The organism is Blautia sp. MCC283, from assembly GCF_018785565.1.
Classification (GTDB): Bacteria; Bacillota; Clostridia; order Lachnospirales; family Lachnospiraceae; genus Blautia_A.
In genome coordinates, this window is sequence record NZ_WQQB01000015.1 from 174553 (window position 1) to 196764 (window position 22212).

The following is a 22212-nucleotide window of genomic DNA, read 5'->3' on the forward strand; positions in this document are numbered from 1 at the left end:
TGCACCTCTCTTTATCCAGAATATCAATTTTTCCCTTTTCTTCCAAGCCCAGTGTTTCTTTTTCTACTGCCATAATTATAGCATACCATTTTCCACTTTTATGTCGAAGCACCGCAGAATCAGGATCTTTTTTCCATAAATATTCTGGTTCCGTTCCATATTGTTCTTTTACATATTGAAAAATTTCTTCACGTTTCAACTTTAGCCCTCACTTACGATTTCTGGCTTTGATTATACGCTATCATTCTTGCATTCTCAACCACTTCTTACCGTTCTGTTTGTGTTTTATATTCTTTGCCATGATAGGCAGTTTCTTTACTCACTGCCTAAGTTTCCATTAAACCGATATCCTACGCCCCGCACCGTTTGTATATATAATGGTTTTCCAGGATCATCTTCTATCTTTTCTCTAATGTTACAGATATGTCGCATAACCACATTATAATCACCAGAATATGGTTCATTCCAAACCAGATCATAAAGCATTTCTTTTCCAAATATTCTACCCGGACTTTTTGCCAATAATAATAAAATATCTTATTCATATTTCGTAAGATGAATATCCTTATCATTTTTTCTGACAATTCGTTTTTGACAATATATTTTTAAACTACCCAAATCTATTATTTCTGGTAAAAAATAATTTTTATGATTCCAACTGGTTAATATATTTTCACTTACGCTCCCATTTGCATCTGTAATTCTCTCAATAATTTCTATTTTCTTCACATGCATTACCTTATTTTATAATCACTTCCTCTTTTATTTATATTCTCCATATCTATTCTCCGATTGCAAATATCAAGTGCAGCCCTGCGATGCGTCACAATTAAACAAGTTTTATCTTTTAAGCAATGTATATTTTTCAATAATTCTGCTTCTGTTCTTTCATCTAAAGCACTTGTACTCTCATCTAACAATAAGACAGGTGCATCGCTCAATAATGCCCTTGCAACCGCAATTCGCTGAGCCTGTCCTTCCGATAAGCCCATTCCACGCTCTCCGATTAGTGTATCCAGTCCTTCCTTCAGATTCAGAATAAACTCATCTATACAGGCAATCTGTGCAACTTTCATAATTTCTTCATCTGTTGCCTTTTCCGTAAACATACAAAAATTCTCTCGTAATGTTCCGGAAAATAAAGTATTTCCTTGCGGCACATATGCAAATAGTTTTCTCGTATTTCCTGTGGCATTTTCCGTTCTTATTTCACCACTTTTAAGAGAACACATGGAAAAAAGTATCTCTCTGCTTGACCAATTTAACCTGCTTCATATAAATGACAGCATACCTCAGATTGCCAATTATGCAATGTTCCTGACAGAACAGCAGGAACCCGAAAGAGGAATCTCCGAATTGCAAAAATTATCCGGCATCATCAAGGAATACCATTCCGATCACTGTCTGGATTATGCCAAAGTACAGGAAACCCTTGGAACCATTTATCTAATGACTGCCAATCTTCCGCAAGCCAAAACACATTTTAAAAGAGCTTTCAAAATATATGAAAAGATCTGGACTGATGAACCAGAAATGATTGAAGCAAAATATCAGGAAATCCAGGAGTTATATCCACAGGTTGGTTTCTTTCTTGGACAACAGCTATCAGACTTTTTAACAAAACAGACATAATTTTACGGCGGACATAATTGTTCGCCGTAAAATTTCTTTTTCCCACTTTTGGGAGAAAGTACTTATTTCAGTTTTCCATATATCTCATCCGTTACTATTTCACACCATTCGGATGATGTTTTTTCTCCCGGTACTTCAATTGCCAGATGTGAAAACCATTCATCTGGTGCTGCTCCATGCCAGTGTTTTACTTCTGCCAGAATATTGACACAATCTCCGGGTTTCATTTCTACTGCTTCTTTTCCTTCTTCCTGATAGTATCCACGTCCTGCAATGCAGATAAGAATCTGTCCGCCTCCGCTTTTTGCATGATGAATATGCCAGTTATTTCTGCAACCAGGTTCAAAAGTCACATTGAAAATTCCAACCTGTGACGTAGACACAGGAGCCAAAAAACTTTTCCCTGTAAAATATTGTGCAAATTTATCATTTGGCTCTCCAATCGGGAATATCATCTTTTTAGCATGAGCTCTCATTGCTTCATCTTCATATGAAAGATCACCTTCGTCTATACTCCAGACATCTTTTGCAAGATTGAATGCCGCCCATCCTTTTGGCCACCCTGCATAAAATGCTATATGGGTAATCACGGCTGCAATTTCTTTCTGAGTCACTCCATGAGCTTTTGCATTTTCAAAATGATGTACTAAAGATGTATTAATCATTCCTGAAGCGATAAGTGCTGTGACTGTTATAATACATCTTGTCTTTACATCAATATCCTGATTATTCCAGTTTTCTCCAAACAAAACATCATCATTAAAATGTGCAAACTGTGGTGCAAATTCATTCAGTGCGTTTCTTCCTGCTGTCTGTACAATTTTTTTCACTTTAATCACCTGTCCTTATTTTAACTTTGCTCCATCCTTAAAAGCATTTCCCACACGTTCTCCAAGTCTGTAATATCCGTGATGTACCGGATCATATGTAATTGGTGTAAACTTACTAAGATCAATTTCTCCGTCATCACCGAGATATTTCTCATCTGCACTTACATTTTTAATTTCCGCAAGATACTTGCTGCCATCAATGACTTTTACAAGTTCACACTCAAGAGTCAATGGAAGTTCATTGATGATTGGTGCATTTACAAATTCACCTTTCGTTGTAGTAAAGCCTGCTTTTTTCATCTTATCTGCTTCTTTATTTGCAGAAACAATTCCCACATAATCGCAGGCAACCAGATGTTCAAGATCTGCCACCCCTACTGTAAAAGCCTTATTTTTTATAATATTGTCTGTTGTCTTATGGGCAGACAAATCTACAATAATCTCATTTGCACCTACAATTCCGCCCCATGCAGCGTTCATTGCATTTGCCTTTCCATTTTCATCATAGGTTCCCAGAATCATAACCGGCTGTGGATATAAAAATGGCTTTGCTCCAAAATTTTTTCTCATTGTTTTATCTCTCCTTATGGTTATTTGTTTATATCAGTATTTATCTGCCCAATCCATTCTGTAATCACCTCTTCTGAAGTTTCCAGATGATCTTTTCCTTTGGAATCAAACTGAATCTGCATTTCATGTGCAAAGGCAGCTCCTTTGCAATTTTCCTCCATATCTTTTATAACATGCCCCGGCCATCCACCATTTGTCGTAAATGGAATCACTGTCTTTCCTGTAAAATCATTTGTTGTCAAAAATGTAAGCACTGCAGGTGCCATCGTATACCACCACGTTGGAGTTCCGATAGCAATCACATCATAATCAGCAAGATTTACAGATATCGGATTGATCTGAGGCATAAAGCCTGCCTCTACCTCTCTTTTTCCCTGTTCAACCACATCTTCATGACTGCCGCTGTATGGCTCTGTTGTTTCGATTCTCGCAATATCTGCACCTGTCCCATTAGTCAGCTGCTCTGCAATTCTTTTCGTGTTTCCATTTGACCAGGAATAATATACAATTAACATTTTCTTCATTATCTCTATTCTCCTTTACTTATTTTAACCCCTGTAAACAGATAGATATAACCCACCATGACTACCGCTAAGAAAGCCACTATTACCCCGATGGTTATCTTTTTCCTTGTTTTCATTGCTCACCTCTTTTATTTCTTCTGTATTTTTGAACCTCCAAACACCTGCGACATCGGCATATGGGCAAGCATCTCATCAATAGATTTTACTTCATCCTGAGTCAGCTTTATATCTGCTGATTCCATATTTTCTTCCAGTCTATTTACTTTTCTTGTTCCCGGAATTGGTACGATATATGGTTTCTTTGCAAGCATCCATGCAAGAGAAATCTGTGCAGGCGTGGCATTTTTTTCTTCTGCAATCACTTTCATCCAGGACATAAATTCATTATTTTCCTTTAATCCTTCTTCTGTAAACTGTGGCATTGCGCTTCGATAATCTCCCGGCTTTTCAAATTCCCCATGGGAATGATATGCTGCTGTCAGTAATCCATTTGCAAGCGGCGAAAATGCAACAAATCCTATTTTCAATTCTTCAAGCACCGGGAATAATTTCTCATAATCCCTGTACATCATGGAATATCTGTTCTGAATCGCTGTAACCGGGCATACTTTATGTGCACGTCGAATAATCTCTTCACTGGCTTCTGATAACCCCCAGTGTGTGATTTTTCCCTGCTCCATTAACTCCTTCATAGCTCCTGCCGTCTCTTCAATCGGTACAGTCATGTCAATACGATGAATATAATATAAATCAAGATGGTCTGTGTTAAGTCTCATTAAAGATCCCTCAATCGATGCTTTAATCGTCTCCGGTCGTCCATCAGGAATCAAAGGTTTATTTACAGTTGTTGCAGTTTCATCAAAACGTATCCCACACTTTGATGCAAGGACAATTTTGTTTCTATATGGCCTTAACACTTTCCCAAGCAGTTTTTCATTGTGATGAGGGTCTTCTGTTGTTCCGTATATCTCTGCCGTATCAAAAAATGTGCAGCCTTCATCGATCGCTTTTTCAATCAATTCTTCTGCTTCTTTCTGTGTTGAAACAGTTCCATATGCATGACTCATTCCCATACATCCAAATCCGATTTCTGATACTTCTAAGTCTCTTCCTAAAATTCTTATCTCCATCTTTATCTTCCTTTTCTATATTTCAAACTTTACTGTAAGTATAAGAAAAAGAGACTCCGGACAGAAGTCTCTCTTTGTTAGGCAGTTTAAACCTAAAGGTTATGTCTTACTTATAAGATTCCTGATAAATTGTAACGCAATCTTCATTCGTAAGCTTGTACATATCGTTTTCAAAATTGATACCAAGTGTAGCTCTTGCATTCTCTGCCATTTTAGGAAATTCTTCCGGTGTGATTCTGTAATCAGACATTTTCAGTTCTGCCACATTACAATCTTCCTGTAATTTTACAAGCATAGTAATAAAGTCTTCTGGCTTACTTGCATCTTCCATTCCCATCAGTTTTGCCATTTCAATGAAACGATCATCGCAGACATGTTTATTGATAAAAAAGCTATAAAATGCTTTTGAGATCATAATCAGACCGGCACCATGCGGAAGTTTCTCATGATACGCAGAAAGCGCATGCTCAAGAGGATGTTCGCTGACACATGTTCCAACTGTCATCTGAATACCTGACAGATAGCTTCCAAATGCTACATTACTCATTGCCTCAATATTTTCAGGTTCACGGATTGATGTAACAAGATTACGGCTTACATTCTTAATTGCCTCTGCTGCAACCATTTTGCTGAATTCATTTCTATTTGCGGAAATATATCCTTCTGTAGAGTGGAATAAAGCATCAAATCCCTGATAAGCCTTGAATGCTGACGGAACACTTGTCATTAATTCTGGATCAACAATTGCAAGAACCGGCATCGTACCTGTACCGAATACTCCTGTTTTCTCCTGAGTCTCCGGATTGGTAATCACACCGCCTCCATCAGTTTCTGATCCTGTTCCGGCAGTTGTAGTGATAGCAACAATCGGAAGGGATGGCATTGGCGGCCACTGTTTCTTTCCTGTTCCAAACATTACATAGTCCCACAGATCATCGCTCTCATTGGTTGCCATAATACCGATTGCTTTTGATGCATCCATAACACTTCCACCACCTAAAGCAACGATAAAATCGCACCCATTTTCTTTTGCAAATCTGCCGCCCTCTTCTACAACTGGTTTTGTCGGATTGGAGCCAACTTTATCAAAAATCACATACTCTACATTGCTTTGCTTTAATTCATTTTCAAGCCTGTCTAAATATCCATTTGTACGAGTAGATTTACCATTGGAAATAACAACTAATGCCTTTCTGCCATGTACTGCTCCCATTGGTGTATTAATCTGTGTATGTAATTCTCCAAGTTTCCCTGCTCCGAATAATGCATTTGTTGGTACTGAAAAATTAAAACTCACTACGATTCCTCCAAATATTTTTATATTCTTTTATAATCCAAGACTGTCTATCCATGAACTGATATCTGATTCAGACGCTCCACCATGGAATCGTTCCCCTTCTTTCCAGTCACCTGTTCCTGTCATCTCTTCCAGAAGATTACCGCTGTCACCGATTCCCGAGGTCGCTGCTGTACAGAATGGGATGACTGTTTTTCCTGTAAAGTCATTCTCTTTTACAAAGTTATCTACTGGCCATGCTGCAATTCCCCACCAGATAGGATAGCCAATGTATACCGTATCATATGAATCCCAGTTATCAACTGTTGTAGATACCAGTTCCACATCTCTTAAGCTCTCATCATCATGTTCTCTTGACACCCGGCTGTCATCATCTGTCCAGTCAAGGTCATCATCTGTATATGGCTCCACAGGCTCTATTTCAAACAGATCTGCCTCTGTAATTTTTGCTATCTTTTCAGCAACATCTTTTGTATTTCCTGAAGCTGAATAATATACAACCAATGTTTTTCCATTTCCTGTTGATGTATTTTCTGTTGTATCTGTAGTGTTTTCGGAATTTGTATCCGCTTCTTCATTTCCAGACTGGTTTGTACTTGTAGACTGGCTGTCATTATTAGAAACAGACTGGTTGGTATTGCTTGCTCCACATCCTGCCATCAAACCAATTGCCGCAATGCATGTTAAGAGTACTGCTGCTATTTTCTTTGTTTTCATTCTAAGGTCACCTCCTGTCGTATAAAATGTTTGTCACGCTAATTTCTATCGGATGAAATTGGTAAATACAAAATCCGGTGCCTTTGGCATTTCAATTCCCATTTTTGTCGCAACATTTTTACAGTTAATGAAATATGCCATATTGTTTCCAAGGATCTGCATAACCTGCATTCCTTCGAGATCCTGTTTTACTTCATCCGGATTCGTCCCATGTACCATATTCCAATATCTCGATGTGATAATCGGCATCTGCATCAGACCAAAATATTTATTTACCTGATCCCATGTGGCCGTTGTTCCGGCCCTTCTTGCTGAAATTACCACAGCGGCAGGTTTCAGGCGGAATCTGTCGCCGCCACCGTTTAAATCGGCATAAAAGACTCTGTCCATAAAGGATGTGATTGCACCGCCTGCACCACCCCAGTGTACCGGAGTTCCAAATACGAATCCGTCATAATCCCCTGCTATTTCCAGAAATTCATTCACGATATCATCCAGGATGCATTTATTTTTTTCCTGACATTTTCTGCAGGCAATACATCCTGAAATCGGCTTGTTTCCAATCCAAAAAATATCTGTACTTATGCCATTTTCATTTAATGCACTGGATACTTCACAAAGAGCTGTATAAGTACAGCCATTTTTGTGTGGACTGCCATTGACAAGTAATACTTTCATTGATTTTTCCTCTTATGCTTACCAGTTCTTTTTTTCTTTTGAACTGTCATTATTCTTTTTTCTTTCCTCAACCATCTTCACGAACCATTCCACCATATTCGGATCCTGATGCGAGAAGAAGGAGCTTGTCTTCTTGTCCAGTTCTGCAATAGTCTTCATATCTTCATCAGAAAGTGTGAAATCAAAAACATTAAAGTTTTCTTCCATTCTCTCAATGTGTGTTGATTTCGGAATAACCACTACCCCTCTCTGAATATGCCAGCGAAGCATAACCTGTGCCGGAGTCTTCTGATATTTTTCTGCAATCTCTGCGATGACAGGATTCTCAAAGGTGCCTCCTCTGCCCTCACCGAATGGTGCCCATGCTTCTAACCGGATATCATATTTGTCTGCCCATTCCTTCATCTCTTTCTGCTGATTGAAGATGTGGGTTTCCACCTGATTTACCATAGGTTTAATGCGGTTGAAGGATGCAAAATCAACCATTCTGTCTACATAAAAGTTGGAAATTCCGATTGCTCTGATTTTTCCCTCATCGTACAGATCTTCCAATGCATGGTAAGCACCGTAAGCATCTGAAAATGGCTGGTGAAGCAATACCAGATCCAGATAATCTGTCTTTAACTTTTTCATGGATTCAAGAACTGATTTCTTTGCTTCTTCATATCCATAATGTTCAACCCACACCTTTGTTGTAAGGAAGATTTCTTCTCTTGGAATGCCTGACTTTTGGATTGCATTCCCAACCTCTTCCTCATTAAAATAACTCTGTGCTGTATCAATCGCCCGGTATCCAACTTTTAAAGCATCAAGCACACATCTTTCACATTCCTCTTTTGTTACCTGATATACGCCATATCCCAGTATTGGCATTTTTACACCATTATTTAATGAAATATATTCCATTGTCGTATCCTCCTTGTTTTCTTTCATTCATCTTACATTCATACTATAATACTGATAGATTCCTTTGAGAAGTTTCGATAAGTTTTTCAGTCTTAACCTTTCGGTTTATTCTGGTTCTTACTGATCGAACAGCCATCCCATAATTTCTTTGTCACGACAAAACAGATAGCCACCGCCATGCTGATAAGTGACCGGTGTTCCTTCAAAGTAATCTTTATCTTTTACATCCAGTACCACCAGTTTATCAATCTCTGATTCCGATAATCCCTGTTCTTTGTAAAGCTCATGTATCTGCTGGTATGCCTCTTTAAAAGGTTCTGATCCATAGTATTCGTCGCTTTCGCCAATCACAAAATATACCGGCGTTTTCATCTCCCCAACCGGCTCATATGCACTATCCCACTGAGAGCTGCACATAAGTGCCGCTGTATATAATTCCGGCTGCTTTGCCAATACCAGTGACAGGGTTTCTCCTCCTCCGGAATAACCATTAATATATACTTTCGATGGATTAATAATATAATGCGTCAGAAAATACTGTGTCAGTTCAATTGTCAGATCTGCTGATGTCTGTCCCCAGTCATTTAACTGTGGAGCTACAATAATCATATCGGTAATATACTTCTGTGCTTCAAATCCAAAATCTTCTGTCCGGATATTTTCTCCCACGCCCTGAAAATATAATCCCTGATATCCGGGTAATGTTACATATAGTGCATATTCCTTTGTCCCGTCGTATGCATCCGGAATATATACATTGTAATGAATGTCCCCTTCATTTGGAGAATGAAGAACATTATCCAGGAGGAAGCCCCGGTATTCTTCGCTTCCCGGCGTAACATTTTCCAATTCATCTCCGGATGTATTTTTTTCTGTATTTTCTTTTTTCTCATCTGTCTTCTGCTGTACGGTCTGTACCTGGTTTATTGTTTGTTGATTCTTCTTTTCATCCCTGCCAGGTTTTGAAAAGTAGATATATACCATGATTACCATTGCTAAAATAACAACTCCAATAATTGTAAATACTAATTTTCGCTTTTCCATAAATACACCGCCTTCTTTCAGTATGAACCTTTTCGTTTTTTCTTACCTGTTTTCTTTAAAAACAATCCACCATAATATCCAATAAATGCAATCAATATCATTACTGCCAGATAATCCAGCAGAAAAGGAAAGATCCCCTTTTCATAATCATAAAATACAAAATGCATCCTCATAATCAGATAATCTCCTATCTGTCTCCTGTAAAATGCATATAAACCATAACCTGCAATTGTGGTTGCGACAGATCTTGCTGCCCATGTTCTGATGACGGATAAATGTTCCCATAATCGTCCTACCATTGCTACCGCTATATTCCAATGAAATCCGAGATGTAATGACATCACCACCAGTCCCCAGTATGCACAAAACATATGTATCTGTCTGGCTGTCACATATGTTCCAGAAATCTTTATCCATTTGAATATATAATTAGATAACAATATTCCACTTATCATAGAACCCATCATCAGAATAAACATGATGATAACCAGTACGGTCTGAATAACTCTGAATGCGTTATATTTTCCTTTTCCTATAGATAACAGCCATTTACGATTCAGCATGTGATGTGCGATAAAAAGCATAATCATCGCCATACCAATCCACTCATGTGCAGTCTCGCTGAGGAGACTATATGGCATAAGAAGAAGCAAACATATCGTCATTCCTATATCTATCAATATTTTTACTGTAAATCGTTTATTTTTCATATTCTACCTCTCATCTGAAGCGTTCATATTGTCTTCCCAGAAAGATATCGCATGATCAATCCAACCTTCTGCTACAGTCCTCTCTCCCAATCCAAATCCATGAGAAAGGCCTTTAAATACTTCTATTTTTGTATTTGGGCCATTTTGTTGTATCTGGGAAATATAATTTTCCATACTTCTGTATGATGCAATTCCGTCACTTGTTCCGACACAGGCATAGGTTGGCGTGAACATGATAACAGTCATGATGATTCCTCCAAGAGCTATCCTCTTTATCTGCATATAGTATCCTCCATTTTCACTTCAGCTAAAGTATAACAAAACGAGACTCCATTAGAAGTCTCGTTTTGTTATTCAGTATTAACCTTTAGGTTTCTACTCGCATGTATTCAATTTTTATTTTACCTTGTTAATAGCATTTATCAGCCGCTTAACCTTAATGGACGGTTTTTTCGAATGAAGAATTCCAAACGGCATAGTATAATCCCACTCTACTGGAATGATTCTGATCAGTGGATGAACACTTTCCCAGCTCTTGAATGCCAGTAATACCTCATTATTGTTTTCGCATCGGTTAAATGCTTCTACATTGTACAGATTAAAGTCTACAATATTGATTTCAGGATGATTTTTCATCATATCATCCCTTAGCATATCGCCATAATAACTCCATCCTCTTCGCATGAGCATAAGATTTTCTCCAGCCAGATCATCAAGTGTAATTTTTTCTTTTTTTGCCAGCCTGTGATGAATTGATACCGCCACACAAAATGGTTCTCTTGAAATCTCAGTACCATCACAGCCTCTGAGTTCAAGCATTGTTTCATCAAAGATTCCAGCTATCACATCAATATTCTTTCCCATATTAGCCAGTATCTCTCTTGCATTCTCTGGTGTATTTTCAAATGTAATCAATTTAAACTTCATCTCCGGATATATTTTCTGTATCTTAGGCCAAAGTTCCACAAAAACTTCCGGTGGCGTCATCGGAGATATTCCAACACGAATGATTTCTTCATTATGATTCATTGCTTCCTGCGCCCGTATCAACGATTCTTTTGAATATTGAATCAGATATTTTGCATCCTGATAGAGCGATTTACCAGCTTCCGTAATAATAATACCTCTGTGTGTTCTTTCAAATAATTGCAAATTTAAGCTGTTTTCCAAAGAATTTATCTGTTTAATAACCGCAGGTGCACTTATATATAATTCTTCTGCCGCTTTACTAAAACTTCCAGCTTCGACAACGCAGATAAATGTATCAAGTTGTGGATTATACATCATGTAATTCATTCCTTTGTTCTTATATACACGTTAGTAATAACGTTTTTTATTTCTATTGGCTTAACACTTGATATTATACTTCAACTCAAAAAATATTGCATCTTTTTCTCAATTCCAGCTCAATTTCCCCTCAATGCCTTTTTCCTCCGATTTTCGTATGCTTATCTCACAGCAAAGCAGTACCACACCGGTACGACCTGCTGAATCAATCAATACGAAAAAAGGAGGGGATAAACCATGCAGAACAATATCCGCAACACAAACCTGCGCTTTAATCTGAACAAAGAACAGCAGCGAAGAGCCTGGGAATATTTACAGACGATGGACAGGCAGGATTTTAAATCTTACAGTCAGGTAATCTCTCTTGCACTGGTGGATTATTTTGACCGCTACTACCGCACACAGACTGATCCTTATCTGGAAACAAGAGAACGGGAAGAACTTTTTGTGAAACAGATTGTAGATGCAGTGGAAAACAGTCTGAAACAGGCATTGCCACTTTTTCTTTCCGGACTGACTGCAGGCATGGTGCAAAGGGAGCCCCAAATCAGGGCGTCCTTTCCAGCACCTGAAAATTCACTGCCAGATAGTGATGTAGACTGGGATTTTCTTGGCGAATAACTGATTGGAGGTGAACACATGACGGACTTTCTGACAGCAGACACTAACCTGCCATCTTATATGATGTTTCCCCGTTTTCTTCTGGACATGGAAATAAACGGAACTGCCAAAATGCTTTATATTATCCTGCTCGACCGGGCAAGGCTTTCCCAGAAAAATGAGGGCTGGTCAGATATCAATGGTCATGTGTTCATTTACTTTACAATTGAAGCACTGGCAGAAGTTCTCCATAAAAGCCAGATGACGGTTAAAACTGCTCTGGCAGTACTGGAAAAACAGGAGCTTATCTTCCGAAAACGGCAGGGACCCGGACAGCCCAATCGGATTTATGTAAAACTCCCAAAAGAAACCATCCACTATACAGACAGATTTCTTTCCCTAAGACAGACAGAAAACTGTCCTATTGACAGACAGGATTCTTTCCCTGATACAGACAGAAAACTGTCTGGTAATAAGAAAGAGATAAAAAAGAACAATTTAGAAAAAAGAGGGAGTAAGGAGCCACTCTCACCCTATGGAAAATTTCAAAATGTTTTTCTGTCAGAAAAAGAGCTTGAAGATATCCGGCAGACAATCCCTGACTGGAAGGATTATATTGAACGCTTATCCGGTTATATGGCTTCTACCGGAAAGCAATATCAGAACCATGCAGCTACCATCATCAGTTGGGCAAGACAGGATCATCCTGCTTCCCGGCAAAGAAATTACGAAAGTGAGGAATACGAAACACTATGACAAGATTTACAGAAATTACTATAATTTTTATCAATGCTAAATATGTTGTCATTATTAAATACGCGTAAATCATCTCCAATTAAAGCTGTATACAACAGACTACAAGCATTTTCCAATGATTTTTGAAGAGCAAAAATCATCAATGTTTCAGCCAGTAATATTTCTTCTATTTTTTCAAATTTTGTTACCAAACATTTTTCTAGTGGTTTAATACTTTCTGGCACTACATCTAAAGGACACGCCACTATCTCCTTCTCGAAAACCATAAACATAGTATGTATGTCCTCAGGTTTAAGTTCTTCCACGAGAGCATTAATCGATGAATTAATCAGTTTTTTGTATAGTTTAGATTCTCGAAATGCTTCCGCAGCTTTTTCATATTCCTTTTCAGCTAAGAATGGTACTCCTGCTGGTGCAGTTATAGGTCTATATTTACTATATGGGTCCAATGCCTTCGCAATCTTAGGATTTGAAATCTCTAACTCCTTAACACATTCTTTTATAAGAGCGTAAATAGTGGCATGTGCTCTTGCAAATATCTGTATGTCCTTATCAGGTAATGGTGTAATCCCTTGTAATACCGTCTTATAATCATCCGTATGTTCATTAGCATACTTCCATGTTATTTACAGTAAGAAGAATAATCGCTACCTGACTATTTTTCCTGATTTCTCTTACAAAATTAATGCATTTTCATCCGGCAAGTCCACATTTAATAAAATCAATATGATATCTTCCCTTTTCAAGATTTCTCTAGCCTTCTGCAATGATAAAAGAAATAAGCATCTTTCTTTAAAGCCAGACATATTCCATCATTTAATTTTTGTCATCTTCAACAATCAATTCACTCTGCTTTCTTTCAAATTATATTAATTGTATCATTGCCAGTTTTATAAATCAAACCGTTAAATCACAATCTCCAACGGAAATTATCTTATAAGCAGCAAAAAGCTCCCGAAGGAGCTTTCCACGCTTTAAATATACACTAATTCTTTCAACACAATCTCTTCTGCTGCATTTCGGATATTATTCACCGCCCTGACCCATTCCATATGGTCATAGGCTTTCAATTCTTCCGTAATAGCTTGTTTTTCCATCATCTGACTCACCAGAATATCCATTCTCTCCTGTGCTTCATCGTCCACAGTATTCAGATGTTCTGTCAGTCTGTCTTCCAGCATATACAGTGAATACATTGCCGGACGATGCTCTTTCAGATATGTTTTCCGCATCATTCCATATTTCCCATAATGCGGTTCTTCATCTGTACTGACAAGATTCGGATAATAAATTCCGTCTGCGCCAAGTGTGTAGGTTCCACCCATTTTTTCAAATGTGCTTTTCATGTGTTATTCCTCCTTGAAATCAGCGATGTCCTTAGATCATCGCATAATATTTCAGGGCAGCCTTGATAGCATCTTCTTTCTCTTTCGGGCATTGTGGAACTCTTGCATTTTCTGATTTTGGAAGATTATAGTTTTCTCCCACTTCAATTCCACATTTGCGTTTTACCTGAGAAATATATAAACTTGAAACCTTCAAGCCAAATTCTTTCAGCACATAATCTTTGATTTCCTGATAGGTTGCCTTCAACTCGGCACTGGTAGCATCCAGCTCGTCCAGGTCTAAGTCGATCTCTATCGTGTCATCTGGTTTTTGTTGGGACAAAAGAACAACCGTTTCCACATCTCCGACACATAGGGGACATAGATATCCGGGGCAATAGTAAAGAGGGAAGGCGCCGCCGCTTTCCACACCCAGAGCATATCCTCCACCGGGCCTCCCGACGGATAAGAACCAGCATACCAGGGGAACTGTTTCAGCCACACATTGGCGTAGCAGGGCAGAGGATACTCTTTTTTTCCGACTGATGCAATCCTCTCCAGAGCGGAGGCAAAAAACCATGCGGAAAAAATCTCCCCTGCGTCTTCTCCGAATACGACAGTCCAGTCTGCCTTTTCAGGCCATCCTGTTTCCCTGGCACGGATTTTTCCTGATTTTACAGCTGCATCCATCAGTTTATCCGGCACATTTCCTGTAAACGCCTCCTCTGCCTGACGGCAGTAATCACGCTCTGTTCCAAGCAGTCCCACTTCATTTTCTACCTGGACCATGATGACCGATGAGTTTTTATCAACCTCCCGCAGATGTCCCATCAGACGGGAAAATGCAGCGGCATCTCTCTCCACCGCCTCCCAGCACAGAGGAGAAATCGTATTTAACCTTTCTCCACCATACATTTCCGCACGGAAAAATGTTTCACTGTCCTGCTTCATCCATGCCGGCACATAAGCCGACTCTGCATTCTTCCATAGACCGAACCAGAGCAGGATCAGCTTTTTCTTAAATCTGACAGCCTGCTCAAGAAGTGAATCCACAAGCGAAAAATCATAGCTGCCTTCTTCCGGCTCCAGCGTCTCCCAGTACACCGGTACAATCAGTGTATTCAGATGACTCTGATCCATCTTCATCCATATCTCTGCCTCCATCCTGTCCGGGGGCATAGGCGGCTGAGTTGTGCACCTCCCCTGCAAACGCCCAAAAAGGCTGCCCGTCCACATACAGAGTCGGGATTCCTCTTTCTATTTTTACTTCTGTAATTTTATTCATCTTGAATCCTTCCTTTTGAATTTTCTTCGACAATATCTTTTTTACTATCGTTTCTAAACAGCAGTCCTATAAGCGAAGATGTAAAAACTAATGTTCCATAAAATGGTATTCGCAAAAGACAATTCTGGCCAAAACTCAAGTCAGAAGATATATATGTAACCAAAAAGTTTCCAAGAATAACCACTATAACAACAAATATGACGGCAAAAATACTTACAATTAGTTTTTCCCTTTTATATTTTTTCATCTGGCAGTCCCCTTAAAAAAGCAGCTTTCTCCGAGTAATCAGAAGCCGTATCCCGCTCACCAGAGCAGACACTCCCACAGCAATCGCAAGGGCTCCGGCCACAACATTCATGACGCCTGAATTTTCAACTGTTTTGTAGATTTTTCTCCCATACTTCTATTTCTCCTTTCCATGAATCCTGCGGATCATGCACAGAAGATGTCCTGCCGCTGTTTCCATTTCTTCTCTGGTCACTCTTCCTTCTTCATATCCTTTCAGGATCTGACGAATCACCGGCGGTCCGCCCGGCATGACGATATCATTTCCCGCAGCCACGGCGTCTGCTCCGTCTACCACAATATCCATATCGCCCCAGTCTGTCACCACAGCGCCGTCAAATCCCCATTCTTCCCGAAGGATACGGGTGCACAGATCCTTACTGCCCCCGGCGAAAACGCCGTTTATCTTGTTAAAAGACGTCATAATGCAGGCAATATGTGCTTCTCTCACCAGCATTTCAAAAGGCTTCAGGTATAGTTCCCTGGCCGAGCGCTCTGTCAGTATAGAGTCAACAGCGTCTACCTTTTTCCCTGCATTTCCGCGCCGGAATGTCTCCTGCTCATTTGCCGCGAAGTGTTTCGGGCACACGATAACCGGCCGGCCATTCTGTACGCCTTTTGTGATCTCGCAGGCACAGACTCCTGTCAGGTACGGATCTTCAGAAAAATATTCAAAATTTCTGCCGCACAGCGGATTTCTGTGGAGATTCACAGCAGGAGCAAGCCAGACATTCACCTGCTGATCTTCACATTCTTTCCCTACTGCATCTCCAAACATCTGCCACAGTTTCCTGTCGAACGAGCAGGCTATGAGCATTTCCGTCGGCCAGGCAATACCGCCGATCCCGGCCGGGCCGTCTTTATAGAAAATGGACTTGATCCCTTTTTCCTCAATTGCCGGAGAAACATATCCCGGATATCCTGTCGGGTGGTTGTTTGTTGTAATCGGTTTTCCTTCACCATCGAAAATCGCAGACGGGTCACTGCGGTCCCCCACAGCCGCAAAGGGAGTGCCCGGCCCATAGCCCACACAGAGAGAAGCGAGTTCTTCGATGGAGAGCTCCGGCAGATTTTGCTGCGTTTCTTTTTCAGCCTGTCTGCTCTCCCCTCCTGCAAGAATATCCTCTTCCGTTACAGAAATTACCGCCATCCCGGTCACGCCTCCATCAGGTTTCTTCTCACATCTGTCTTCCAGATGGCACCCTGCGTAGTCTTTCTGTGTCAGGAACGAAAGCTTATCTCTGTTGCATTCTAAGATTATCATACGGTTCGCGCACTGTTCTGTAAGGACTGTATCCCCTAGGCGTACCATTCCCACCAGGGAGGTGTCTCTTGATGAATTTCCCATCTTCAGGAGATAATCGCCCGACTCTATGACCCACGCAGCTCTTCCTTCGTCATAAACCGCCAGTTCTCTCCATGGAATCCAGATCTTAACCTTCTCTTTTTCTCCCGGAGCAAGGTCCGCGGTTTTCTCAAATCCCTTCAATTCCTGATAAGGACGTTCCACACCCTCTGCCGGGTTTACCTTGGACAGATAAACCTGGATTACCTCTTTCCCTGATATTTCCCCAATATTTTTCACATTGGCTGTCACCATAATACCGCCGTTTTGCTTCTCGGCCGAGGCATCGCTGATTGCAAATTCAGTGTAAGAAAGCCCATAACCAAAGGGGTAAAGCACCGGTTTCCCGAATGTATCAAAATATCGGTAACCGGTATAGATATCCTCCCAGTACACACTCACCGGGCTTTTAGAAAAACCTGTACTTCCGTTTTCTTCTGAGGAAAGGCCGTAGCTCTCATAGTCAAGAACATTCTCCAGATGCTCCTTATCCCATGAGAAATGGTCTGCCGACGGGTAATCTTCATAATGTTCCGCTATGGTCACCGCCAGTTTCCCGGAGGGATTGGTCTCCCCCGTTAAAATGCCAGCTAGCGCAGAAGCCCCTTCTTCCCCTGGGATTCCAATAAACAGAAGGCTTTTTATATTTGCATACTTTCTCACCCAGGACAGATCGATCAGCCCGTTAACATTCAAGACTACTACTACATTTGTAAAATGACTGCAGACTTCCTTCAGCAGACTTTCTTCTGAATTAGTCAGGTAATAATCCTCTGAAAGGTGACGGTCACACTCCTCACCGCCAGAATTTCTGCCAATTACAATAAGTGCTGTGTCAGTTTTTTCTGCCGCCTGGTCAATAAGTGTGCCGGGCACTTCGTACTCATCAAGCGGAGCGCGGTATTTGCCGAATATTTCATACATAATTCCACTGTTTACCATCTCACTGACTTTAGTCCAGTCAAACTCATCCTCTTCCGTGACCCGTTCCTCATTTATCTTATATTCATAAAAGCCCTTTAAAAGTGGCTCAGGTCTGATTCCGCAATTTTCACATTCTTCCAGAATCGTGCCGCATCCGGCCACATTTGCACCGCCGGATCCGTTTCCGGAATATAAAGTGCCAATCTGCGTCCTCCCGAAAAACGCGATCTCTTTCTTTTCTTTTAAAGGAAGCATATGATCTTCGTTTTTCAACAATACAATGGATTCTTCTGCAATCCTTCTGGCAAGTAACTTCCTATCCATCTGTTTTCCTCCTGTCCTGCCGGATATCTTACCCGACCCGCTGTAAGTGTATGCCTAAGCTATACTTTGTCTTTCTGTACTTTCGCATAAAATGCTCTTTTTGCGCCGTCTATCCATCTATCCTCTGTGATCCGGTATGTTCCTTTTAACCGTATATCCTCAGAAGAACTTCCAATTTCTACATCTATCTCTCCTTTTTCCACCTTCCAGCGCATCTGCCTGTCAAGAAATGCTGACTGATCCGCCTGTACTGTAAATGTTACCCGTACTTTCTCTCCCGGTTCCATATGGATTCGCTTAAATCCGGCAAGCTCTTTCACCGGGCGTGTCATACTTGCAAATCTATCCCTGAGATAAAGTTGTACCACTTCATCCCCGGCACAGTTTCCCGCATTCTTTACCACACAGCTGATCTGTACCGATTCTTCTGCTCCAATCTCTGCCGTCGATATATGAATGTCTGAATACTCAAACTGTGTATAAGACAATCCATGTCCAAAGCAATATCTCGGTGTATGGGGAACATCCACATAATTGACGAATCCGATACTCTCCTGCTGATGCCATGCGGAACCGTTTGGGTGATTATAGTAGATTGGAATCTGTCCGGCGTGATATGCCACGGATACTGGCAGTTTGCCGCCCGGATTATATGCTCCCAGCAGGACATCTGCCACAGCCTGCGCTCCCGTTTCCGCCGGGCTCCAGGCTTCTATGACGGCATCCAGATATTGGTCTGCCGTGTCACTGGAGATCGGCCTGCCATCAAAATGGATGCCGATTAAGGGCTTTCCATACACCGATGCTGCTTTAATAAATGCGTCCTGACATTCCGGCAAATTGATGTCGGCAGCGTTCACACCTTCTCCCATGGTCGCCATAGAGCATGTACCGTGCTTTCCTCCCAGAGTGAGGATCACAACATCAGCTTCCCTGACTGCCTGCAGTGCCTCCTCAAATCTGCTCTGATCCTTTCCGGCAACCGGGTATCCATACACATACAGAATCTCCGTATCTGTCATACGCTCCTTTAGTTCTTCTAACAGGCTTCTGCATCCCGGCTTCTGTAAGCGCAGGATGTCGTTAAAGAGTTCTGCTTCATCTGACTGGATCTTTGTACCCGGGACATAATTCACCGGTTCGCCGTCTGGCAGCATTGCCCCGCCGATCTGTCCGGACTCCGGGCTGCCCTCTACCCCTGCGATAGAACTTGCGGCCGCGTAGACCGACTCCATCATGCACAGATGAGTATATCCGCCGAAGAACTTACGGGCACAGTCTGCATGAGGCCCGATCAGGGCCAGCTTCTTGATCTTGCCTGACAAAGGAAGTACCCCGTTGTTTTTCAAAAGCACCATGGATTCCCTTGCCGACCGAAGGGACAGCTCCGCCCCCTCTTTCTCTTCAAAAATCTTTTTGCAGGACTCACCGTCCATTGCGAAAGGTTGTTCAAACAGGCCCATGCGGAATTTCGCTTCCAACACCCTCAGAACTGTCCGGTTCAGCAATTCTGTATCCGCCTGTCCGCTTCGGAACATTTCTTTGAGTTTTTCGCCATAACCGATCGCTTTCGGCATCTCCATGTCCATCCCTGCTTCCATGGCAAGAAATCCTGTTTCTCCAATAGTCTCTCCGATCCGCTGGACTTCGTGGGCATTGCTGATGCCGCCGTAATCACTGATACACAGTCCGTCAAATCCCATTCTCTCCCGAAGAAGTTCTGTCAGTAATCTGTGGGAAACCGAGGCCGGTTCTCCGTCAATGGAATTATAGCATGGCATTGACTCCTTTGATGATTACATCACACAAATTGAAATACCGATTAAAACTTAATATTAGTCAGTATAATTCTGTATATGACATCCCTCAAAAATCGACAGCCTAATGGTATCAATAATTCTTATAGCAGTGTTTCTATAATATATTAAAAGCCTCTTTGTCCGCTTAAGAGTTTAATCTTACAAAGAAAATGCTAAATCATAAGCCTCCCAGATTGCTGTTTTCAAATTTCCAACCTTTTTAACATCGCCGACTATATGAATATTCGTTTTCCCCTGTTGTGTTCCACCGTCAACAAGCCTCGTGTCTGGCACATAACCACAGCTCATTATCACGTCATCGCATTCCAACTGTATTGTCTTTTCCGCTGTCTCAATAACAATTCCATTTTCAATGATTTCTAAGAGCTTTGCGTTTTTATAAATAGGAACTTCATAATACCGCAATAAGTCTCTCATACAACTGGAGTTTGCCATGCAGAGTCCCTTGGTCTTTAAAATATCGTCTGCCATTTCCACAATAACCGGTCGTTTTCCTTTCAGCACAAGGTCATAGGCAATCTCGCAGCCCGTCAAACCTCCGCCGATTACAGCGACGTCCTTTCCTACTTTTCTCCCCAGCAGATATTCCGTTGCTTCAATAGCTTTTTCCTGTCCCGGAACATCTAGCTTTCTAGGTTTTGCGCCCGTAGCAATGATAATTTCATCTTCTGTCAGCTCAGCCAGAGTTGTAATTTCACAGTTGTATTCCACTTTAATCGGCAGGCTTTCTATTTCTTGTTGAATCCATCTTATAAATTCTTTATCTTTTTCTTTGAATTCAGGTGCTGCTGCAGCATTAAACACACCACAGAGCCGGTCACTCTTTTCATAAATAGTTACCTCATGACCTCGTATTGCCGCAATTCGGGCTACAGTCATCCCAGCGATACCCCCGCCGATGACCGCAATACTTTTCGTTACAGCTGCTTTTTTCTCAAAATCATATTTCTGCTCACAGAATGTCCTAGGGTTCAACGCACAATGCCCTTGTGTTTTTCCATCCTCTTCATCGATTTCACAGCCAACGCCTTCATAATGATAAATCGGAAGACATGCATTATGACATGCAATGCAAGGAAGAATGTCACTAAATTTCTCCTGTTCCAGTTTTACAATGTATTCCGGATCCGCCAGGAACTGACGTCCGATTCCCATAGCATCCAGTTTTCCTTCTGATATAGATGCTGAAGCTTCATCCGGCTGCATTCTTCCTGCACATACCACAGGAATTTCTACCACTTCTTTTAATCGTGTCACCTCCGCCATGTTACAGTTTAAAGGCATATATACAGGCGGATGCGCCCAGTACCATGAATCGTAAGTCCCATTGTCCGCATTAAGCATATCATATCCTGCATCCTGAAGATATTTTGCGGCTTTCAGCCCTTCCTCAAGATCTCTGCCGGCTTCTGTAAATTTCTCACCATAAACTGCCCCGATACCAAAGCCGATTGTCTTACTGGTTACGGAATACCGAAGGGATACAGGGAATGTGTCACCGCACTGTCGCTTAATCTCCTCTACAACTTCTTTCGCAAACCTGTAGCGGTTATCAAAAGTCCCCCCATACTGATCTGTTCTCCGATTCGTATACTTCGTTGTAAACTGATCCAGCAGATAGCCTTCATGCACGGCATGCACTTCCACACCGTCAAACCCTGTCTCCATACAAAGTTTGGCTGTCTTACCATAGGCATCCACATACTCAAGAATTTCTCCTTCCGTCAGTGGTCTATGTATAATTTCTGGAAGCCAACGATTAGGCAGTTCACTAGGGGCTACAAGAAGATTATCCCAGTCAAACATGGACTTTTGTCCGGTTTCCTTCTCTTTTTCATAAAGTTCCTTTAATGCCAGCGGCATGGTAAATGTTCGTCCCCATCCTGCACCAATCTGCAAAAACACTTTTGCACCGTAACTATGAATTTCTGCTAAAAGCGGCTTTAGTCCTTCGAATATTTCTTTCTGCTCATAAAGCCACTGTTTCCCCACCATACTACGCAGAGTAACCATTCCGGGAATAATTAAACCTACATGATTCTTTGCACGCTCCACATAATAATCATGGATATCCTCACCAATTTTAAAAATAGGTAAGCAGTCTATCATGTTTGTACCTTCCATTGGTTCCAGAACAAAACGGTTTTTAATCATTACCGTTCCAATTTTAAATGGTTCAAATAAAATTTCGTGTTCTTTTTTCATTTTTTGAACATCCTTCCT

Annotated in this window: 24 protein-coding genes and 3 pseudogenes; 3 read left to right on the top strand and 24 right to left on the bottom strand. The window is 41.1% G+C overall.

Features of this window, described 5'->3' with window-relative positions; translation table 11 throughout:
• Positions 1-13: 13 nt before the first annotated feature.
• The 4 genes and pseudogenes from GPK81_RS05055 to GPK81_RS05065 form a co-directional block, all read right to left on the bottom strand.
• A pseudogene (locus GPK81_RS05055) lies at positions 14-199 on the bottom strand (MmcQ/YjbR family DNA-binding protein); the annotation flags it as partial.
• A 116-nt stretch (positions 200-315) separates the two neighbouring features.
• Positions 316-534, bottom strand: coding sequence for a winged helix-turn-helix domain-containing protein (locus GPK81_RS18660; RefSeq protein WP_294408985.1), 219 nt, complete (start codon positions 532-534; stop codon positions 316-318).
• A 3-nt stretch (positions 535-537) separates the two neighbouring features.
• The gene (locus GPK81_RS18665) at positions 538-729 is read right to left on the bottom strand and encodes a hypothetical protein (protein WP_243006149.1); all 192 of its coding nucleotides are present in this window, start codon (positions 727-729) and stop codon (positions 538-540) included.
• Between the two features lie 5 nt (positions 730-734).
• Positions 735-1232 carry an ATP-binding cassette domain-containing protein gene (locus GPK81_RS05065; protein ID WP_118170669.1) on the bottom strand — a complete coding sequence of 166 codons (498 nt, stop codon included), beginning with the start codon at positions 1230-1232 and terminating at the stop codon, positions 735-737.
• Here GPK81_RS05065 and GPK81_RS05070 point away from each other — a divergent pair.
• Positions 1216-1632, top strand: a pseudogene (locus GPK81_RS05070) (tetratricopeptide repeat protein); the annotation flags it as partial. The gene GPK81_RS05065 and the pseudogene GPK81_RS05070 sit on opposite strands and share 17 nt — an antisense overlap.
• A 62-nt stretch (positions 1633-1694) precedes the next feature.
• Here GPK81_RS05070 and GPK81_RS05075 read toward each other — a convergent pair.
• The 12 genes from GPK81_RS05075 to GPK81_RS05130 form a co-directional block, all read right to left on the bottom strand.
• Positions 1695-2462, bottom strand: a complete 768-nt coding sequence (locus GPK81_RS05075) for a carboxymuconolactone decarboxylase family protein (RefSeq protein WP_118170666.1) — start codon at positions 2460-2462, stop codon at positions 1695-1697.
• A gap of 15 nt (positions 2463-2477) precedes the next feature.
• Entirely contained in the window at positions 2478-3032 is a 555-nt protein-coding gene (locus GPK81_RS05080; RefSeq protein ID WP_006426948.1) for a flavin reductase family protein, read from the bottom strand.
• Between the two features lie 20 nt (positions 3033-3052).
• A complete protein-coding gene (locus GPK81_RS05085; RefSeq protein WP_215706641.1) occupies positions 3053-3556 on the bottom strand; it encodes a flavodoxin in 504 nt (167 codons plus the stop codon).
• 128 nt (positions 3557-3684) lie between these two features.
• Positions 3685-4686 (bottom strand): aldo/keto reductase, encoded by a 1002-nt coding sequence (locus tag GPK81_RS05090; protein WP_015528537.1) that lies wholly within the window; start codon positions 4684-4686, stop codon positions 3685-3687.
• Between the two features lie 106 nt (positions 4687-4792).
• Complete coding sequence (locus GPK81_RS05095; RefSeq protein WP_118170658.1) at positions 4793-5983, bottom strand: iron-containing alcohol dehydrogenase; 1191 nt, start codon at positions 5981-5983, stop codon at positions 4793-4795.
• 30 nt (positions 5984-6013) lie between these two features.
• The gene (locus GPK81_RS05100; protein WP_215706642.1) at positions 6014-6700 is read right to left on the bottom strand and encodes a flavodoxin; all 687 of its coding nucleotides are present in this window, start codon (positions 6698-6700) and stop codon (positions 6014-6016) included.
• A 45-nt stretch (positions 6701-6745) separates the two neighbouring features.
• Complete coding sequence (locus tag GPK81_RS05105) at positions 6746-7378, bottom strand: flavodoxin family protein (RefSeq protein ID WP_006427000.1); 633 nt, start codon at positions 7376-7378, stop codon at positions 6746-6748.
• An 18-nt stretch (positions 7379-7396) separates the two neighbouring features.
• A complete protein-coding gene (locus GPK81_RS05110; protein WP_015528535.1) occupies positions 7397-8284 on the bottom strand; it encodes an aldo/keto reductase in 888 nt (295 codons plus the stop codon).
• A gap of 117 nt (positions 8285-8401) precedes the next feature.
• Positions 8402-9328 carry a prolyl oligopeptidase family serine peptidase gene (locus GPK81_RS05115; RefSeq protein WP_215706643.1) on the bottom strand — a complete coding sequence of 309 codons (927 nt, stop codon included), beginning with the start codon at positions 9326-9328 and terminating at the stop codon, positions 8402-8404.
• Positions 9329-9345: 17 nt separating this feature from the next.
• Positions 9346-10038: a DUF4405 domain-containing protein gene (locus GPK81_RS05120; protein WP_215706644.1), complete on the bottom strand. Its 693-nt coding sequence runs from the start codon at positions 10036-10038 to the stop codon at positions 9346-9348.
• A gap of 3 nt (positions 10039-10041) precedes the next feature.
• Complete coding sequence (locus GPK81_RS05125) at positions 10042-10320, bottom strand: hypothetical protein (RefSeq protein WP_215706645.1); 279 nt, start codon at positions 10318-10320, stop codon at positions 10042-10044.
• Positions 10321-10434: 114 nt separating this feature from the next.
• Complete coding sequence (locus tag GPK81_RS05130) at positions 10435-11334, bottom strand: LysR family transcriptional regulator (RefSeq protein WP_330627564.1); 900 nt, start codon at positions 11332-11334, stop codon at positions 10435-10437.
• Positions 11335-11562: 228 nt separating this feature from the next.
• Between GPK81_RS05130 and GPK81_RS05135 the strand changes: the two genes are divergently transcribed.
• On the top strand, positions 11563-11946 hold the full coding sequence (locus GPK81_RS05135; protein ID WP_215706646.1) for an adenylate cyclase: 384 nt from the start codon (positions 11563-11565) through the stop codon (positions 11944-11946).
• Positions 11947-11964: 18 nt separating this feature from the next.
• Positions 11965-12681, top strand: coding sequence for a replication initiator protein A (locus tag GPK81_RS05140; RefSeq protein WP_215706647.1), 717 nt, complete (start codon positions 11965-11967; stop codon positions 12679-12681).
• On the opposite strand, the gene GPK81_RS05145 is transcribed toward GPK81_RS05140, so the two are convergent.
• From GPK81_RS05145 to GPK81_RS05180, 8 genes and pseudogenes are all read right to left on the bottom strand, one after another.
• The gene (locus GPK81_RS05145) at positions 12651-13130 is read right to left on the bottom strand and encodes a hypothetical protein (protein WP_215706648.1); all 480 of its coding nucleotides are present in this window, start codon (positions 13128-13130) and stop codon (positions 12651-12653) included. The genes GPK81_RS05140 and GPK81_RS05145 overlap by 31 nt on opposite strands.
• Positions 13131-13655: 525 nt before the next feature.
• Positions 13656-14027: a TnpV protein gene (locus GPK81_RS05150; protein WP_009265801.1), complete on the bottom strand. Its 372-nt coding sequence runs from the start codon at positions 14025-14027 to the stop codon at positions 13656-13658.
• Positions 14028-14058: 31 nt separating this feature from the next.
• Positions 14059-14367 (bottom strand): annotated as a pseudogene (locus GPK81_RS05155) (hypothetical protein); the annotation flags it as partial.
• Entirely contained in the window at positions 14319-15242 is a 924-nt protein-coding gene (locus GPK81_RS05160) for a beta-galactosidase (protein ID WP_330627567.1), read from the bottom strand. The gene GPK81_RS05160 and the pseudogene GPK81_RS05155, both read right to left, overlap by 49 nt.
• 41 nt (positions 15243-15283) lie before the next feature.
• Positions 15284-15538 carry a hypothetical protein gene (locus tag GPK81_RS05165; RefSeq protein ID WP_015522081.1) on the bottom strand — a complete coding sequence of 85 codons (255 nt, stop codon included), beginning with the start codon at positions 15536-15538 and terminating at the stop codon, positions 15284-15286.
• Positions 15539-15694: 156 nt separating this feature from the next.
• Positions 15695-18169, bottom strand: coding sequence for a beta-glucosidase (locus GPK81_RS05170; RefSeq protein ID WP_015522080.1), 2475 nt, complete (start codon positions 18167-18169; stop codon positions 15695-15697).
• Between the two features lie 59 nt (positions 18170-18228).
• Positions 18229-19950, bottom strand: a complete 1722-nt coding sequence (locus GPK81_RS05175; RefSeq protein WP_015522079.1) for a glycoside hydrolase family 3 C-terminal domain-containing protein — start codon at positions 19948-19950, stop codon at positions 18229-18231.
• Positions 19951-20127: 177 nt separating this feature from the next.
• Positions 20128-22194: an oxidoreductase gene (locus GPK81_RS05180; RefSeq protein ID WP_157350119.1), complete on the bottom strand. Its 2067-nt coding sequence runs from the start codon at positions 22192-22194 to the stop codon at positions 20128-20130.
• Positions 22195-22212: the final 18 nt, after the last annotated feature.

Bases quoted from the DNA above. Each gene is read 5' to 3' on its own strand.
- GPK81_RS05065 (WP_118170669.1), bottom strand. From the start codon at position 1,232: ATGTGTTCTCTTAAAAGTGGTGAAATAAGAACGGAAAATGCCACAGGA.
- GPK81_RS05180 (WP_157350119.1), bottom strand. From the start codon at position 22,194: ATGAAAAAAGAACACGAAATTTTATTTGAACCATTTAAAATTGGAACG.
- GPK81_RS05090 (WP_015528537.1), bottom strand. From the start codon at position 4,686: ATGGAGATAAGAATTTTAGGAAGAGACTTAGAAGTATCAGAAATCGGA.
- GPK81_RS05175 (WP_015522079.1), bottom strand. From the start codon at position 19,950: ATGCCATGCTATAATTCCATTGACGGAGAACCGGCCTCGGTTTCCCAC.
- GPK81_RS05105 (WP_006427000.1), bottom strand. From the start codon at position 7,378: ATGAAAGTATTACTTGTCAATGGCAGTCCACACAAAAATGGCTGTACT.
- GPK81_RS05130 (WP_330627564.1), bottom strand. From the start codon at position 11,334: ATGAATTACATGATGTATAATCCACAACTTGATACATTTATCTGCGTT.
- GPK81_RS05170 (WP_015522080.1), bottom strand. From the start codon at position 18,169: ATGGATAGGAAGTTACTTGCCAGAAGGATTGCAGAAGAATCCATTGTA.
- GPK81_RS05165 (WP_015522081.1), bottom strand. From the start codon at position 15,538: ATGAAAAAATATAAAAGGGAAAAACTAATTGTAAGTATTTTTGCCGTC.
- GPK81_RS05160 (WP_330627567.1), bottom strand. From the start codon at position 15,242: ATGTGGACGGGCAGCCTTTTTGGGCGTTTGCAGGGGAGGTGCACAACT.
- GPK81_RS05085 (WP_215706641.1), bottom strand. From the start codon at position 3,556: ATGAAGAAAATGTTAATTGTATATTATTCCTGGTCAAATGGAAACACG.
- GPK81_RS05150 (WP_009265801.1), bottom strand. From the start codon at position 14,027: ATGAAAAGCACATTTGAAAAAATGGGTGGAACCTACACACTTGGCGCA.
- GPK81_RS05125 (WP_215706645.1), bottom strand. From the start codon at position 10,320: ATGCAGATAAAGAGGATAGCTCTTGGAGGAATCATCATGACTGTTATC.
- GPK81_RS05100 (WP_215706642.1), bottom strand. From the start codon at position 6,700: ATGAAAACAAAGAAAATAGCAGCAGTACTCTTAACATGCATTGCGGCA.
- GPK81_RS05140 (WP_215706647.1), top strand. From the start codon at position 11,965: ATGACGGACTTTCTGACAGCAGACACTAACCTGCCATCTTATATGATG.
- GPK81_RS05135 (WP_215706646.1), top strand. From the start codon at position 11,563: ATGCAGAACAATATCCGCAACACAAACCTGCGCTTTAATCTGAACAAA.
- GPK81_RS05080 (WP_006426948.1), bottom strand. From the start codon at position 3,032: ATGAGAAAAAATTTTGGAGCAAAGCCATTTTTATATCCACAGCCGGTT.
- GPK81_RS05110 (WP_015528535.1), bottom strand. From the start codon at position 8,284: ATGGAATATATTTCATTAAATAATGGTGTAAAAATGCCAATACTGGGA.
- GPK81_RS05115 (WP_215706643.1), bottom strand. From the start codon at position 9,328: ATGGAAAAGCGAAAATTAGTATTTACAATTATTGGAGTTGTTATTTTA.
- GPK81_RS05120 (WP_215706644.1), bottom strand. From the start codon at position 10,038: ATGAAAAATAAACGATTTACAGTAAAAATATTGATAGATATAGGAATG.